The organism is Bradyrhizobium sp. 170, from assembly GCF_023101085.1.
Lineage (GTDB): Bacteria > Pseudomonadota > Alphaproteobacteria > Rhizobiales > Xanthobacteraceae > Bradyrhizobium.
The window spans coordinates 315297-330770 of sequence record NZ_CP064703.1 but is presented as its reverse complement, the minus strand read 5'-3'; the positions used below and the strand labels follow the sequence as shown (position 1 = coordinate 330770).

Genomic DNA, 15474 nt, shown 5'->3' with positions numbered 1-15474 from the left:
CTTGTGTCGCCGCGGCCTATGGTCGTACTCTTACTTACATCTTTGAGCGATTCTCGGCACCAAATGCTTAGCCTAGTCCATGAGCACTGAACCAGATGTTTATGCAAAGCAGGCCGAAGCCGCTTATCAGCTCAGCTTCGAGCTGTTGAAGAGTGCCAGGGCTGCCCAGATTGAATACGGCCGTTGGCTGGTGAACACCCTCTGGCTGATGCATTCAGGAGCCATTGTCGGCCTTCTCTTCAAGGCGCACGCTGGTGAGCATCCCCCATCCTACTCGGGGGCTCTGTTTTGGTTTGTGGGCGGTATTGTTTCGGCTTTCATCGCAGCATTCGCCGCTTGGTGGAATTTCACCTTCGCAGCGGTGCTATTCCATCGCTGGACCGACGTCAGAATGCTTTCTGATCCTCAGTATTGGCCGCAGCCAGACAAAGGCAAAGCTATGAAAGCGACCATGTGGATTGCGATAGCCGGTGGTATCGGTTCGTTGGTTTGCCTCGTTGTAGGGAGTATCGCCGTTTGGCGGTCGTGGGCTTAAGAACTTAGGAGCAGCGCCCTTTGACAACAATCAGGCTGAAAAAAGATTGGATACTTGGTGAGCGACTCGGAGCCGGCGGCTTTGGCCAGGTCTTTGCTGCCGAGAGTCCAGATGGATCGAAAGCCGCGGTTAAGCTGGTGCCGAAGGCGCTTGGCGCGAGCAGAGAGCTTCTGTTTGTGGACTTGAAGGGGGCTCGTGGAATCGTCCCGATAATTGATAGTGGCGAACAGGACGAACATTGGGTCCTTGTTATGCCTCGTGCAAGCAAATCGCTGCGAGATCATTTGACAAGCACGAAACCTCTGGGCACGACAGACGCGACATCGATCCTGATTGACATCGCTTCCGCCCTCGCAGAGTTGGACGGCAAGGTTGTCCACAGAGACCTCAAGCCTGAAAACGTCCTCTATCTGGAAGGCAAGTGGTGTCTCTCAGATTTCGGCATTTCTCGATATGCCGAGGCGACAACGGCAGCAGACACTCAGAAGTATGCTCTTAGTCCGCCTTACGCTGCTCCAGAACGATGGCGGGCCGAGAGGGCGACCGGTGCCGTTGACGTGTATGCTTTAGGCGTTATGGCCTTCGAAATGCTCTGCGGCCGCAAGCCTTTTGCAGGCCCCCACATCGAGGACTATCGAGAGCAGCACCTGCATATGGAGCCTCCGGCAATCGATGTAGGGACGTCGGTCCTTAAGGCACTAGTCACGGAAGCGCTCTTTAAGGCCCCGGGCGCTCGGCCTTCGGCCGCCAATTTGCTCGCTCGTCTGAACCGATCACAACAACAACAACGCTCTGGGGGTCTAGGGAGGCTTAGCGAGGCTCATCTCGGGGAGGTTGCCAAACAGAGCGAAGGTGAGCGGCAAAAGTCCGCCGCGCGCTCTGCGACTGAACAGCGTGCCGATCTATTCCAGGGCGCTTCCGCCTTGCTCGACAGCTTGTACGGTCAACTGTCTGAAGCAATTTTAGAAGCTGCCCCGAGTGCTAAGAAGGGAAGGGCAGGCAAGAGGAATGGTGTCACTATCTCGCTTGGCACGGCTCAGCTGGAGTTGGTGCCTCTTACGAAGACACCCCCCTCTCCTTGGGAGTGGGAAGCTCCAGCATTCGATGTCGTAGCTCAGGCCGGTATCATTCTTCGCGTTCCTCGAGACCGATACGACTTCGAAGGGAGAAGTCATTCGCTATGGTATTGCGATGCATTCCAGGCGGGTCGATTCGAGTGGGTCGAGACCGCCTTTATGGTCTCGCCATTGATGGGCAGAAACACGACGATGCGGCCCTTTATGGCGGACCCGGGTATTGAGGCCGCAAAGGCACTCTGGACCGGAATGTCGGAATTTCAGTTGGCTTGGCCAATCGAGCAAATAGATCCCGAGATGCTCATAGATCGTTGGGCGAACTGGCTCGCCGATGGTGCGCAGGATCGGTTGCATGCGCCGTCAACCATGCCCGAAAAGCCAACTCCCCGAAATTGGCGTCAAAAGTAGGGGAACTTGGCTCGGGGAAAACTTGATCCCCAGCCAGGCTACAAACAGCCACCGCGGCTGGTGTGGGTGCCGCCCTGTAGAAAAATCTTGGAGCGGCCGGAAGACTACAAAACTTAGTCGCCATCCATTTCAAGCGTAGTGCTCTCGCCGGTCGAGGTGTCCGTCGCCTCAATCTCGACTGTTCGGCCAGAACGCCGGATGCTGTCTACGTCGTATTCTTTGTAGCCCTCAGTGCTATCGTAGACTTCAATTGTTCGGCCGCTTCTGACAAGTTGCCCGCGTTCGATCTCCACGGATGAGCCCGTATTTGAGTTCGTCCCGTCCCAGGCAAATGCTGGAATGCTGCTGAGAAGACCGAAACATGCAGCGAAGCAAATTCCCCGAGCGTTCATTCAAATATCTCCAAAAGCCGAATGGTGCTTACCCGGTGCTTACCTAAGCAAACACCCGAGCAACGCCGAATTCGAGAAGTGCCTGATTTTACTGGCGCGCCCGGAACGATTCGAACGTCCGATCCTCAGATTCGTAGTCTATTCGGGCCACAGTCGCTAGTCAGCAGCTGCGCCCATCGCGAACGGCCAGCGATCGGCGATGCGCTCGCAGCCGCAAAACCGGGCGTCGCGCTTAAGGACATGATTGATCATTTCGAGGGGAAGCGGTTCGGCCGCGCCGAACCGCTTCTACTGCCAGTCGGCGCTCGATGTAATCGTTGATCGATTTGACTGTGATGCGTCGCGATTTGCCCTCGGTATAACTTTCCAGCTCGCCCGTTTTGATAAGTTCGTACAGCTTTTTGCGCGAGACCTGGATCGCTCTCATCGCTTGGTTCGGCGAAGCTACGAGCGGGACGTCAAACGTGATAGACACGGCGCTAGACATATGAAGCATCCTGTTGTCCCCGGATATTTCTGAGCATGCCAGACCGGACTTTCGGCCCAAAGCACTCACGGGACCGTGCGCATTTTTCGGATGCCCGGTCGTACGACTTCGTGCTCTTTTCGGTCCACAGCCTCGATTTCCTTCGGGTAGAGTACAAGGCCTGCTTAGGTAGATGATCGACTATCTCGAAAATCGCCTCGAACGCGAGACCGGCGACAAACCATCGGACAGAACAAGAAGCGCGGTGGATCGGTCGTGGACTGAACGGAGGCTGAGTTGTCCAAGACAAACTAACCGGTTTTGTCGAAGCGGATGAGATTTGATCCTGCGAGGAATTGCGCCCAATCTTTCATGAGGAAGCGTCGCTTCTCGAGCTTTTGCCCGCGCTGATAGGCTGCCGTGGTCTCCGATTTATACTTGTGGGCGAGCGCTGCCTCGCGGACGCCATCAGGATAGTCTGTGCATTCTTCGGCCCAGGTTGCGAAGGTCGAGCGGAATCCATGCACGGTAACGTGGCCGTAGCCTAAGCGGTCCAGTACGGCGAGCATGGCATTCTCAGAAAATGCTCCACCCTCCGGATTCGGAAAGATCAATTCGCGTTGGCCGCCGGGCATCTTATCGAGGATAGCCAGAGCAGGATCCGACAGCGGCACAACGTGATCCTGGTGCATCTTCATGCGTTCGCCGGGAATTCTCCAGATCGATGAGGGCCGATCGATCTCCGACCAGCGTGCTCCTACAACTTCGTTTGTCCGGCATGCGGTGAAGATCAGAAAGCGCAACATCGCCGCGGCGATGCCAGCGGCGCTGGAAAGCACAAGTATGAACTGCGACGCCTCGGTATATGGTAGGGCAGGATGGTGCTGGACGACACGCTTGGGCCGCTTCGGAAGTTTCTCGCGTAGTTGTTTCGTGAGCTCGGCGGGATTGCGGAAGTCTCTATCGTCGACGTCCACGTTCTTCGCGATGATCGTTTCGATTCGGCCGCGCACCCGGTTCGCCGTTTCTCGCTTCTCGACCCAGATTGGTCGCAACAATTCATAGACATGGCTGGGCTTGATTTCCGGGATCGTGAGTTTCCCGATTGTCGGGTAGGCGTAGCGCTTGAGCGACGACGGCCATTGATCGCGGTGCTTTTCGCTCCAGGTCGTCCAGTGCTGGCGGAAGTATGCTTCGGCGCATTCCTCGAAGGTTGGCAGCACAGCCTTGATCTCGACGGCCTTCTGCTCCTCGCGTGCCTCACGCCTCTCCTGCACGATGTCGACGCCCGGCGTGCAGCGATCACCCTTGACGCGAAGACGCGCGGCATCGCGAGCTAGGCGTGCATCCTTGAGCGACACGTCTTTGAATGAGCCCAGACCGAGCCAGCGCTGCTTGCCGTCCTTCCAGTACCGGTAGCTCCAGTTCTTCGAGGTGGCGCTCGCGACGATGAGGTAGAGACCGTCGCCGTCAGGGTATTTGCCCGGCCGCGTTTCGCGTGCGACGTCGAGCGGTTTGAGCTTGCCGGCCATGTGTTCCCCCTCGCGGAAATCCGTCCTCCGAACCCACAGTCAAAAGCTACGGTTTGCGCGGTATCTAGCGGTAACATCACGGCACTAGCCGCAACAGCCTTCGTCGCGCTACTCGTTGTTTTTGCTGTCGATTCGAACAATCGGATACAGAGGAGAACAGTTTAGTGGCGGAGAGAGTGGGATTCGAACCCACGGTACGGTTTCCCGCACACACGCTTTCCAAGCGTGCGCCTTAAGCCACTCGGCCATCTCTCCGGAGGCCCTCTCTTGAAGGGGCAGGACTGATTTTGCAAGGGACGCCGGGCGCGGCCGCCAAAATTTCCCCAATTCATTGAATTTGTTTGGTAATTCTGGCCGCCCGGCGTCGGATGGCTGGTGCTTTGTCGGGCCTTGAACCGGAATCCGGCCACGATCGACGATGATAAGTGGCAACCCTATCGGTGGAGGACGGCATGATGATCACGCGGGCGCTTCAATTCTCCATCCTGGTATCGGCGCTCGCGTTAAGCGCCGCCGGCCCGGCGATGGCGCAGTCCTGCACCCGCCAAGGGGTGGATGTGACCTGCGACGACGGCAGGCGCGGGATTTTCGCGGGAGAATCACTCATCTGGGCGGACGGCACGCGATCGAACCTGGTCTCGCCGCATCCGAGCGTCATCATCGGCAACAAGTCGTCGGTCGTGATCGGCCCCGGCGTGTTCGCCGGCAATGGCAAGGGCGGTTACGTGCCGATGGAAAATCCGAGCGCGCCGACCAAGGCGCGCTGCCCGGTTCTGGATGGCGTGTCGTATTGCTATTGATTGCTCGGCGGTTTCCTGCCCTCGCATTAGATGCGGGGCAGGTCTTCACCTGAAAAAGCTTCGCTAATGATACCGCGCACCGCCATTGGTGCCGGAGCGAAGCGGCCATAGCGCGGGCTCGGTCACCACAGGCGCCAATTCTTCCCGGTCGAGCTGGCATTCGCGCAGCGCGTCTGTGAAGTCGGCGAGCCATTGCTGGATCGTGTGGCCGCGCAGCTTCGCCATCATCGCTTCCCAGCGCATCCGCCGTTCGGTCAGCGGCATCGACAGCGCGAGCGCGATGGTGCGCGCCATGCCGTCGATATCGTGCGGATTGACCAGCAGCGCGGTATCGAGTTCGTTGGCGGCGCCGGCGAATTTCGACAGCACCAGCACACCGGGATCGACCGGGTTCTGTGCGGCAACATATTCCTTGGCGACGAGATTCATGCCGTCCTGCAGCGGCGTCACCACGCCGACCTGCGCGGTGCGATAGAGGCCCGCGAGCACGGCCTGGCCGTAGCCCTTGTTGAGATAGCGGATCGGCGTCCAGTCGACCTCACCATGCGCACCGTTGACGTCGCTGACGAGCTTGGCGACCTCGCTCTGCAGATTCCCGTAGGCCTCGATCGCGCCGCGCGAGGGCGTTGCGATCTGCAGCAGCGACGCCGTGCGCGAAAGCTGCGGATGCAGGGTCCACATCCGGTCGAAAGCCTTGATGCGGTTGATCAGGCCCTTGGAATAATCCAGCCGGTCGACGCCGATCGCGAGCTTCTCGCCGTTCAGGCTGCGCCGCAGCCGCGAGACATCCGGATGGGTCGACGCCTTCATCGCCAACTGGGCAAACTGCTTCGGATCGATGCCGATCGGAAATACCGCGGCGCGCGTCCGGCCGTAGCGCGAGATGACGACGCCGTCATGCACGACGAGGCCGAGGTCGGACTGCGCGTAAGACAGGAAGTTCTCGCAATCTTCCTCGGTCTGGAAACCGATCAGATCATAGGCCAGCATCGCCTCGATCAGCTCGCGATGATGCGGCACGCCTGATATCACCGAACGCGCCGGCCACGGCGTGTGCAGGAAGAAGCCGATCGGCTGCGTGACGCCGAGATCGCGCAGTTCGGCGCCGAGCGCGAGGAAATGGTAATCCTGAATCCAGAACGCGGAATCGGTTTTTCGGAATCGCAACAGCGCGCGCGCCATGAAGGCGTTCACTTCGCGATAGCTGAGATAGTCTTCCTGCGTGGCGCGGATCAGATCGGCGCGCGAATGCAGCGCCGGCCATAACGCGGAATTCGCGAAGCCTTCGTAATAGCCGCCGTAATGCGCGGCCGGCAGGTCCAGCATCGCCAGCGCGCCGGTGCCAAGCGCCTCGATTTCGGCAAATGGTTCCTTCAGGTTCCCATCGCGGACCCTTCCGCTGGAACCGACCCAGATAGCGCCCGACTTCTCGACGATCGGCAATAACGCCGCGGCGAGTCCCCCCGTCATGGGTTCGTTGGGTTTTCCGCGCGAAACGCGGTTAGAAACGACGACGAGGTTCAAAGGTCCCCTCCCGTTGATGGCGCTCGCGTTAACAACCGTTCATCAATATGGTTCCTGATCACCCTTTCAACGAATTGAAACCAAATTCGGGCTGCGGCGTGCCGGAACTCACCGGAACTCACGAAAAATAAATTTTGTCGTGAACCCCGGCATCAAGGGCGAGAATCTGTGGTCGAAAGCCGTCGAGACGAAAAACATTATGGCAGTGGTGCGTCCCTTTCGTCATCAAGCAGGTGCGCAAGAAATTCACGCACGTCGCTCGGCGCATCGAAGTGCCCGGCCACGCCCGTGGCGCGGCGGCCGACGGAGAAGGCAAGGCCATCGAGATCAGGCATGATCGCAAACACGGTCTCGTCGGTGACGTCGTCGCCGATGAAGAACGGACGGCGGCCCTTGAAAGGTTCGCGTTTCATCAACTCGTGCACGCCGCTCGCCTTGGTGAATCCGGAATGCTTGATCTCGCAAACGCATTTGCCGGGCAGCACCTCGATCGGCGCGTTGGGAAGATCGGCCCTGATCAGCGACACCGCGGCATAGATCGCCTTCTCGGCGTGCGGCGCGAGGCGATAATGCAGCGCCAGCGAATAGCCCTTGTCTTCCAGCAATATTCCCGGGCTGAGCTTTGCGATCGCGGCCAGCCGGCGCTTCAATTCCTTGTCCAGTGGCGGCGCATGGGCATCTACTGACTCGCTATCCGGCTCGATCCGCATCTCGGCGCCATGGCCGCCGACGGCCGGGTATTGATCAGGCGCAAAAATCAGGTCGATATCGTTGAGCGAACGGCCGCTGACCAGCGCCAGCGCGCCGTTGGTTCGTACAAGCAGACGATTCAGCGTCTTCACCAGGCCCGGCGGCACCCAGACTTCGCGCGGCGTTGGCATCAGATCGAGCAGCGTGCCGTCGATGTCGAGCAGGATCGCGGTTTCGCTCAAGTGCGGCACCAGCGAGCGCGGCACCGGAACGGTTTCCGGCGCGGCGTCGTCTTCACGGACGATATCTTCTTCCAATGGCATTTCCAGCAGATCCTCATTCATCTCATCCTACTCCACAAATGCGAGCGGCCGTGCGACAGATTCGAGCGACTTGCGCTCGGCCGCGATGGCATACCGCCACGCGACGGCAGCAGCTACAATCATCAATGCCGACCCGAACAGGTAGCCTAAGAAAACGCTGTTGCGCGATCCGGTATCGATCAGGGCGCCGAACAGCGCCGGTCCCGCCACGCCGCCAATGCCCGTTCCGATCGCGTAGAACAGCGCAATTGCGAGCGCCCGCACCTCCAGCGGAAACGTCTCGCTGACGGTGAGATAGGCCGCACTCGCCGCCGGCGAGGCAAAGAAGAAGATCACCATCCAGGCGATGGTCTGGGTCTGCGCAGTCAGAACGCCGATCGAGAACAGATAGCCCGACAGCGCGAGCAAAATGCCCGAGACGCCATAGGTCACCGTGATCATCATGCGCCGGCCCAGCGTGTCGAACAGGCGGCCGAGCAACAGCGGTCCCAGGAAATTACCTGCCGCGAAGGGCAGGATGTACCAGCCGACATCATTTGACGGGATACCGAAGAAGTCGGTCAGTATCAGCGCGAAGGTAAAGAAGATGGCGTTGTAGAAGAACGCCTGCGAAGCCATCAGCACCAGCCCGACCATCGAACGCTTCCGATAGGTCGTGAATAATGTATGCGCCACTTCTCCCAGCGGTGTGTGGCTGCGCATCTTCAGCCTGACCTTCGGAAATACCTCATCAGCCGGATGATCCGAATGTCTCGTAGATGCCCTCTCGATATCGTCGACGATCGCATGCGCCTCTTCGGGGCGGCCATGGATCATCAGCCAGCGCGGGCTTTCCGGAATCCACATCCGCATCACGAAGACGATGAGGCCGAGAGCTGCGCCGATGAAATAGGCCGCCCGCCAGCCGAGATCCGGCGCCAGCACCTTGGGATCGAGCAGCACGATGGCGGCCACCGCACCAATTGCCGCCCCGATCCAGAAACTGCCGTTGATCACCAAATCAGTCCAGCCGCGATAGCGCGCCGGCACCAGTTCCTGGATCGTCGAATTGATCGCGGTATACTCGCCGCCGATACCCGCCCCGGTCAGGAAGCGAAACAGCGCGTAGCTCGCCACGTTCCACGACAGCGCGGTGGCTGCGGTCGCGGAGAGATAGACCGCGAGCGTGATGAAGAACAGTTTCTTGCGCCCGATCCGGTCCGTCAGCCAGCCGAAACCAAGCGCGCCCAGCACCGCGCCCGCGAGATAGGCGCTGTTGGCGAGGCCAACATCGAAATTCGAAAATTGCAGCGTCGGGCTTTCCTTCAGCGCACCCGACAGAGCGCCCGCCAGTGTAACTTCAAGTCCATCCAGAATCCAGGTGATACCGAGCGCGGCCACGACGCGGGTATGAAAGCCGCCCCAGCGCAGGCAATCGAGCCGCGCCGGGATGCTGGTCTCGACAATGCCGTCGTTATCCTGCTTGGCCGTTGCGGAAACGGACGCACTCTCACCCACTGCCGCACCGTGCCGTATTGCTTTCGGAACCATCCGATTGGACCAATGAAAAAACACCCCGGAACGCCCCAGCCCCAGGGTTTTCACGTCAAATTGCGGCAAACATGATGCCCGACGCCAAGATAACCCCCTCGGAGGATGGGGGTTCCGCGGGCATTGGGGTGGCGAAATTGCATAGCTGTCGTGATGACGCGCACATGCGGGGTATTCAGTGCGCTATGGCCTATCCACGTCATTGCGAAAAACGACAAGGGAACCGAACGATCGGGCGACCGTTTTTGGCAAAAACCGGAAATGGAGTTGACCATGGCCGAACGACGGAAGACCACATACCCGCGAAAAACCGCGGCCCGAAAAAGCGGCCGCACGACGACGGCGAAGAAATCATCGCCGAAGCGATGGTCGCAACGCGTGACACGGGAAAGCGACGCGCTCGATCTGAAGCGCGGTGTCTTCAAGCTGACCAGCGCAAAGAAAATCGCGGCGTCGCTCAAGCGCTCCGCCGAACATAGTTCACGCCGCAAGGCGGGCGCCTATCGCTCGGCGCTATCGATGCTGACCTTCTACATCAACCGCGCCGGCAAGACGTTGCCCAAGACTGAGCGTGCGCGGCTGGAACGCGCAAAAACAGAATTGAAGCACCAGTTCGGCAGAGAGTAGTTTGGACGTCGTCCCTGCGAACGCAGGGACCCATACGCCGCGGCCTTCGCAAGGGCCCCGCGGTTAGTTATCTGGCAAACGACATTCAGCGGTGGTTATGGGCCCCTGCGTTCGCAGGGGCGACGATGGAGAGTGGCCGCCCCTCACGCCGCCCTGATATTCGCCATGAAGCGATCGAGCTCTTCGCGCAGGCGCGTGCTTTCACTCGACAGCGCGCGCGCCGAGTTCAGCACTTCCTCGGAGGCCTCGCCGGTTTCGGTGGCGCCGCGATTGACGTGCATGACGTTGGCGGCGGCCTCCTGCGTGCCTTGCGCGACGTTCTGGACGCTGCGCGCGATTTCCTGCGTCGCCGAGCTTTGCTGCTCGACGGCGCTCGCGATCGTCGAGGCGATGTCGGAGATTTTTCCGATGGTGCCGCCGATCTCCTTGATCGCGGCGACCGATTCCTGCGTCGCGCCCTGCATGCCCGAGATGTGATTGGAAATCTCGTCGGTCGCTTTCGCCGTCTGGCTGGCGAGCGATTTGACCTCGGACGCAACCACGGCAAAGCCGCGGCCGGCATCGCCCGCGCGCGCCGCCTCGATGGTGGCGTTCAGCGCCAGCAAATTGGTCTGCTCGGCAATCGCCGTGATCAGCTTGACGACGTCGCCGATCTCCTGCGCGGCACGCGACAGCTTGCCGATCCGCCCGTCGGTCCGTTCGGCCTGACGAACGGCTGCTTCTGCGATCTGGCTGCTTTCCTTGACGCGCCGCCCGATCTCGTCAACGGACGCCGACAGCTCCTCGGTCGCTGAAGCCACCGACTGCATGTTGCTGGAGGCTTCTTCCGAGGCGCCGGCAACCTGGCTGGACAGGCTTTGGGTGGTCTCCGCGGTCCGTGTGAGTGTGCCCGCCGCCGTCTCGAGCTGCACGGCTGACGAGGACACGTTGGCGACGATCGCGCCGACCGCTTCTTCGAATTCGTCCGCGAAGCGTATGAGCTCGGCGCGGCGCGCGGCGCTCGCGGCCTTGTTCTGCGCTTCCTGGGTGGCGGCGTCGCGCTCGGCGCGCGCAATAGCCTGCACCTTGAACTCCTCGACCGCACTCGCCATCTCGCCGAGTTCGTCCTTGCGGCCAAGGCCCGGCAAAACAACTTCGAAATTGCCGGCGGCAAGTTCGCGCATCGCACTGCGCATCGCCGTCATCGGCCGGGATATGCCCTTGCCGAGCAGCAGCGCCAGCAAACCGCCGAGCACGAAACCGCCGGCGGCCAGCATCAGGATCAGCCGCTTGGTCTCGCCGATGGTCGCGTCCGACTCGGCTTCGAGCCGCTTCTGGTCGGCCAGCAGATCCGACTTCATCGCCGCCGAGCCCTTGTTGATGGCGGCGGCCGACTCCGTCATTTCCAGCGTCAGTTCGTCGATCTCCTTGGAGTTATCGACCAGCTTGGCGAGTGACTTCTGGTATTCCTCCAGGAGAACCGAGATCTCCTGGACCCCCTGACGAAGCTTGTCATTGTTCGCCGGGATCGCCTTTAGCGAGTTGCCGAGAAATTTCAGGCGCGCGAGTGCGCTGGATGCGACCGTTTTATCCGAGTTGATGACGAACGTATTGGCTAATCCGACCACGGCCTGAAACTCATCGGCCACTTTTTTGGCACTGAAGGTGACCGCCTGAAGCTCGGATTCATCGGCGTTGCTGGAGAGATCATCGAGCTTGTAGTAGAGCGACTGGCCGCTGCGCATCAGCTGGTTTTGCGCGATCCGCGCGCTCTCGTCCTTGACCTTGAGGATATCGGCGAAAATCTTGGTGAAGGCGCGGAATTCCCGCTCCAGTTTTACGATCTGCTCGAGCCGTGTCGGGTTAGTGGTCCCCTTCATCGAGGCCATGATCGCTTCCTTCAGGTTGGCTTCGGCCGCCAGTGCCGCCTTGCCGTCCTCTTCCTTTCCGGTGACCACGAAATAGCGGGCGAGCGAGCGATAGGAGATCAGTTCGCGATCGATGTCGCGCGACAGATCCGCCTCCTGCACGCTGTGCCGGTAGGAGTCCACGCCGGCGGAAACATTTTCGAAGCCGAGATAGGCAAAGCCCATGCTGGCGGCCGAAATTGCCAGCACGACGGCAAAGCCAAGCATGATCTTGGCGCGGAACCGCAGGGTTGGGAGTTTGAAAGACGAGCCGCTACGTTTCAAAAATCGCACGTCACACCCCGTTTTCGTTCTGAAAAACAGGCATCGGGAGGCCCACCCCCCAATCCGGTGCGCAAACTTAAGGCAGAATGGATAAGGGCGCGTAAATCCGGGAAAGATTGGCAAGGTTTGGAGGCCGACCGCGGCGGCCCCCCGCCCGGGGACGCCGGGACACGCGAAAACTCGGGCCGGGGAGCGAAGCGGCAGGGCGGGTGAAGCCGCAGCGCGGGGCGAACCGTCTCTCAATTCGAGTGGCGTCCGGGCCGAGAGACCGGGCGCCCGCCACGCATCTCGCTGTCGCGACGACGCCTCCGGAAAGAGTCCCTAAGGGACCATGAAGAAAATAATTCTCCCGGCGATTCGTCGGCGCGCGCTGCGAATGTCATCACAATGACGGGCCCGCCCAAAATCCTAGTTGCAAGTTCCCTCTCCCGTGTTTCTAATTGGAATAATTATAAAACATCGGGAGGTACCACGCGTGTCTACAGTCAAACTGACGGTGAACGGCAAAGCCGTCTCGGCCGAGGTCGAGGACCGGACGCTTCTCGTCCACCTCCTGCGCGAAAATCTGAACCTGACCGGCACCCATGTCGGCTGCGACACCAGCCAGTGCGGCGCCTGCGTCGTCCATATCGATGGCCGGGCGGTAAAATCCTGTACCGTGCTGGCCGGTCAGGCCGCCGGCTCCAGCGTCACCACCATCGAGGGCATCGCCAAAGGCGACGAACTGCACCCCATGCAGGCGGCGTTCCGCGACAATCACGGCCTGCAGTGCGGTTACTGCACCCCGGGCATGATCATGTCGGCGATCGATATTGTGCACCGCCACAGCGGCCAGCTCGACGAGGCGACCGTCCGGCACGAGCTGGAAGGCAACATCTGCCGCTGCACCGGTTACCACAACATCGTCAAGGCGGTGCTCGATGCGGCCGGGCGCATGAAGGTTTCGCAGGCGGCCGAATAGAAGCCGCCGGCCAGCAATTTTTCGAATTCGACACCGCGTTTCGAAACGAAATGGCGGAAACAATAACTCCGGTTGGGAGGACAGGACATGGGCGTTGAAGGCATTGGCGCAAGCGTCGTGCGCAAGGAAGATCGTCGTTTCATTACCGGCAAGGGCCGCTACGTCGACGATATCAAGCTGGTGGGGTTGACCCACGCACACTTCATCCGCAGCCCGCATGCACATGCGAAGATCAAAAGTATCGACACGTCGGCGGCGATGAATATGCCGGGCGTGGTCGGGGTCCTGACGGGTCAGCAACTCGTGGACGACAAGATCGGCAATCTGATCTGCGGCTGGGCCATTACTTCCAAGGATGGCACCGGCATGAAGATGGGCGCATGGCCGGCGATGGCGCCGGAGACCGTGCGTTTCGTCGGCCAGGCGGTCGCGGTCGTGGTCGCCGAGACCAAGAACCAGGCCAAGGACGCGGCCGAGGCCGTGGTCGTCAATTACGAGGAATTGCCCGCCGTTCCGGACATTCGCGCCGCGATCAAGCCGGGCGCACCGCAGTTGCATCCGGAAGCGCCGGGCAACGTGATCTATGACTGGGTCATCGGCGATGAAGGCGCAACCGATGCCGCCTTCAAGTCAGCAGCCAATGTCGTGTCGCTCGACATCACCAACAACCGCCTCGTTCCGAACGCGATGGAGCCGCGCGCGGCGATCGCGGAATATAACGAGCCGGAAGAGCATTTCACGCTCTACACGACCTCGCAGAATCCGCATGTTGCCCGCCTCGTGCTGTCGGCGTTCTACAACATCGCGCAGGAGCACAAGCTGCGCGTCGTGGCCCCCGATGTCGGCGGCGGTTTCGGCTCGAAAATCTTCATCTACCCTGAGGAAATGGTGGCGCTGTGGGCCTCCAAGAAGGTCGGCCGTCCGGTGAAGTGGACCGGCGACCGCACCGAAGCCTTTTTGACCGACGCGCACGGCCGCGATCATCTCACCAAGGCGGAGATGGCGCTCGACAAGGACAACAAGGTCACCGGCCTGCGGGTGAAAACCTACGCCAATCTCGGCGGCTACATGTCGCTGTTCTCCTCCTCGGTGCCGACCTATCTCTATGCGACGCTGCTGTCGGGCCAGTACAACATCCCCAACATCTTCGCCGAAGTGATCAGCGTCTACACCAACACCGTACCGGTCGACGCCTATCGCGGCGCGGGCCGGCCCGAAGCGAGTTTTGTGGTCGAACGGCTGATGGAGACCGCGGCGCGGCAGTTGAAGGTCGATCCGGCCGAACTGCGGCGCAAGAATTTCATCACGCAGTTCCCGCATCAGACGCCCGTGATCATGGCCTATGACATCGGCGATTTCGGTGCTTCACTCGACTCCGCGATGAAGGCGATCGATTACGCGGGCTTCGCAGGCCGCAAGGCCAAAGCCAAGTCCGAAGGCAAGCTCCGCGGCATCGGCGTCTCCTGCTACATCGAAGCGTGCGGCATTGCGCCGTCAAAGGCCGTCGGCAGCCTCGGCGCCGGCGTGGGCCTGTGGGAATCGGCGGAAGTGCGCGTCAATCCGGTCGGCACCATCGAAGTCCTGACGGGATCGCACAGCCACGGCCAGGGTCATGAGACGACCTTCTGCCAGCTTATCGCCGAACGCCTCGGCATTCCGATCAGCCAGGTGCAGATCGTTCATGGCGACACTGATAAAGTGCAGTTCGGCATGGGCACCTATGGTTCGCGCTCGGCGGCCGTGGGTCTCACCGCGATCCTGAAGGCGATGGAAAAGGTCGAAGCCAAGGCCAAGAAGATCGCAGCCCATCAGCTCGAGGCATCCGAAAACGACATCGTCATCGAGAACGGCGAGTTCAAGGTCACCGGCACCGACAAGTCGATCGCGCTGCCGATGGTCGCGCTCGCCGCCTACACCGCGCACAATCTGCCTGACGGCATGGAGCCGGGCCTGAAGGAGGGCGCGTTCTACGACCCCACCAACTTCACCTTCCCGGCCGGCGCCTACATCTGCGAAATGGAAGTCGATGCCGCCACCGGCAAAACCTCCTTCGTCAACTTCGTGGCGGCGGACGATTTCGGACGGCTGATCAATCCGATGATCGTCGAAGGCCAGGTCCATGGCGGTCTCGCCCAGGGCATCGGCCAGGCGCTGCTCGAAGGCGCGGTGTACGACGCCTCAGGCCAGCTCCTGACGGCGTCGTTCATGGACTACACCATGCCGCGCGCCGACGATCTGCCGTCGTTCAAGCTGTCGCACACGACGACGCTGTGTCCAGGCAATCCGCTCGGCGTCAAGGGCTGCGGCGAAGCTGGCGCGATCGGCGCATCGGCCGCCGTCATCAACGCCATCACCGATGCGATCGGCAACAACAACCTCGAAATGCCTGCAACGCCCGATCGCGTCTGGCATGCGATCCACGGCTGAGCGGGAGGAAAC

At 60.7% G+C, this 15474-nt stretch carries 13 protein-coding genes and 2 tRNA genes; 6 read left to right on the top strand and 9 right to left on the bottom strand.

The window, feature by feature from the left end:
* The first annotated feature begins 79 nt into the window (after window positions 1-79).
* Together IVB05_RS01580 and IVB05_RS01575 are read left to right on the top strand one after the other, a co-directional pair.
* Window positions 80-535, top strand: coding sequence for a hypothetical protein (locus IVB05_RS01580; protein WP_247782706.1), 456 nt, complete (start codon window positions 80-82; stop codon window positions 533-535).
* A gap of 20 nt (window positions 536-555) precedes the next feature.
* A complete protein-coding gene (locus IVB05_RS01575) occupies window positions 556-2019 on the top strand; it encodes a serine/threonine-protein kinase (protein ID WP_247782705.1) in 1464 nt (487 codons plus the stop codon).
* A 113-nt stretch (window positions 2020-2132) separates the two neighbouring features.
* Here the strand turns inward: IVB05_RS01575 and IVB05_RS01570 are convergent, their stop codons facing one another.
* From IVB05_RS01570 to IVB05_RS01550, 5 genes are all read right to left on the bottom strand, one after another.
* On the bottom strand, window positions 2133-2411 hold the full coding sequence (locus IVB05_RS01570) for a DUF5334 family protein (protein ID WP_247782704.1): 279 nt from the start codon (window positions 2409-2411) through the stop codon (window positions 2133-2135).
* Between the two features lie 92 nt (window positions 2412-2503).
* Window positions 2504-2568: transfer RNA gene (locus tag IVB05_RS01565), tRNA-Arg, on the bottom strand.
* A gap of 75 nt (window positions 2569-2643) precedes the next feature.
* Window positions 2644-2898 carry a helix-turn-helix domain-containing protein gene (locus IVB05_RS01560; protein WP_346771820.1) on the bottom strand — a complete coding sequence of 85 codons (255 nt, stop codon included), beginning with the start codon at window positions 2896-2898 and terminating at the stop codon, window positions 2644-2646.
* 290 nt (window positions 2899-3188) lie between these two features.
* A complete protein-coding gene (locus IVB05_RS01555) occupies window positions 3189-4409 on the bottom strand; it encodes an integrase arm-type DNA-binding domain-containing protein (protein WP_247782703.1) in 1221 nt (406 codons plus the stop codon).
* 165 nt (window positions 4410-4574) lie between these two features.
* A tRNA-Ser gene (locus tag IVB05_RS01550) sits at window positions 4575-4664 on the bottom strand.
* Between the two features lie 200 nt (window positions 4665-4864).
* Between IVB05_RS01550 and IVB05_RS01545 the strand changes: the two genes are divergently transcribed.
* Complete coding sequence (locus tag IVB05_RS01545; protein ID WP_247782702.1) at window positions 4865-5209, top strand: hypothetical protein; 345 nt, start codon at window positions 4865-4867, stop codon at window positions 5207-5209.
* 63 nt (window positions 5210-5272) lie between these two features.
* On the opposite strand, the gene IVB05_RS01540 is transcribed toward IVB05_RS01545, so the two are convergent.
* The 3 genes from IVB05_RS01540 to IVB05_RS01530 form a co-directional block, all read right to left on the bottom strand.
* Window positions 5273-6733: a trehalose-6-phosphate synthase gene (locus IVB05_RS01540; RefSeq protein ID WP_247782701.1), complete on the bottom strand. Its 1461-nt coding sequence runs from the start codon at window positions 6731-6733 to the stop codon at window positions 5273-5275.
* A gap of 197 nt (window positions 6734-6930) precedes the next feature.
* Window positions 6931-7767, bottom strand: coding sequence for a trehalose-phosphatase (otsB, locus tag IVB05_RS01535; protein ID WP_247782700.1), 837 nt, complete (start codon window positions 7765-7767; stop codon window positions 6931-6933).
* Between the two features lie 6 nt (window positions 7768-7773).
* On the bottom strand, window positions 7774-9276 hold the full coding sequence (locus IVB05_RS01530) for an MFS transporter (protein WP_247782699.1): 1503 nt from the start codon (window positions 9274-9276) through the stop codon (window positions 7774-7776).
* A gap of 273 nt (window positions 9277-9549) precedes the next feature.
* On the opposite strand from IVB05_RS01530, the gene IVB05_RS01525 reads away from it, so the two are divergent.
* Entirely contained in the window at window positions 9550-9903 is a 354-nt protein-coding gene (locus IVB05_RS01525) for a DUF3175 domain-containing protein (protein ID WP_247782698.1), read from the top strand.
* Between the two features lie 143 nt (window positions 9904-10046).
* Here the strand turns inward: IVB05_RS01525 and IVB05_RS01520 are convergent, their stop codons facing one another.
* Window positions 10047-12017 carry a HAMP domain-containing methyl-accepting chemotaxis protein gene (locus IVB05_RS01520; RefSeq protein WP_247787427.1) on the bottom strand — a complete coding sequence of 657 codons (1971 nt, stop codon included), beginning with the start codon at window positions 12015-12017 and terminating at the stop codon, window positions 10047-10049.
* Window positions 12018-12549: 532 nt separating this feature from the next.
* On the opposite strand from IVB05_RS01520, the gene IVB05_RS01515 reads away from it, so the two are divergent.
* Together IVB05_RS01515 and IVB05_RS01510 are read left to right on the top strand one after the other, a co-directional pair.
* The gene (locus tag IVB05_RS01515; protein ID WP_247782697.1) at window positions 12550-13035 is read left to right on the top strand and encodes a (2Fe-2S)-binding protein; all 486 of its coding nucleotides are present in this window, start codon (window positions 12550-12552) and stop codon (window positions 13033-13035) included.
* A gap of 87 nt (window positions 13036-13122) precedes the next feature.
* Complete coding sequence (locus tag IVB05_RS01510; RefSeq protein WP_247782696.1) at window positions 13123-15462, top strand: xanthine dehydrogenase family protein molybdopterin-binding subunit; 2340 nt, start codon at window positions 13123-13125, stop codon at window positions 15460-15462.
* Window positions 15463-15474 lie beyond the last annotated feature (12 nt).

Excerpts from the sequence above, each read along its gene's own strand:
- IVB05_RS01580 (WP_247782706.1), top strand. The coding sequence starts at position 80 with ATGAGCACTGAACCAGATGTTTATGCAAAGCAGGCCGAAGCCGCTTAT.
- IVB05_RS01570 (WP_247782704.1), bottom strand. The coding sequence starts at position 2,411 with ATGAACGCTCGGGGAATTTGCTTCGCTGCATGTTTCGGTCTTCTCAGC.
- IVB05_RS01560 (WP_346771820.1), bottom strand. The coding sequence starts at position 2,898 with ATGTCTAGCGCCGTGTCTATCACGTTTGACGTCCCGCTCGTAGCTTCG.
- IVB05_RS01555 (WP_247782703.1), bottom strand. The coding sequence starts at position 4,409 with ATGGCCGGCAAGCTCAAACCGCTCGACGTCGCACGCGAAACGCGGCCG.
- IVB05_RS01545 (WP_247782702.1), top strand. The coding sequence starts at position 4,865 with ATGATCACGCGGGCGCTTCAATTCTCCATCCTGGTATCGGCGCTCGCG.
- otsB (WP_247782700.1), bottom strand. The coding sequence starts at position 7,767 with ATGAATGAGGATCTGCTGGAAATGCCATTGGAAGAAGATATCGTCCGT.
- IVB05_RS01530 (WP_247782699.1), bottom strand. The coding sequence starts at position 9,276 with ATGGTTCCGAAAGCAATACGGCACGGTGCGGCAGTGGGTGAGAGTGCG.
- IVB05_RS01525 (WP_247782698.1), top strand. The coding sequence starts at position 9,550 with ATGGCCGAACGACGGAAGACCACATACCCGCGAAAAACCGCGGCCCGA.
- IVB05_RS01520 (WP_247787427.1), bottom strand. The coding sequence starts at position 12,017 with ATGCTTGGCTTTGCCGTCGTGCTGGCAATTTCGGCCGCCAGCATGGGC.
- IVB05_RS01510 (WP_247782696.1), top strand. The coding sequence starts at position 13,123 with ATGGGCGTTGAAGGCATTGGCGCAAGCGTCGTGCGCAAGGAAGATCGT.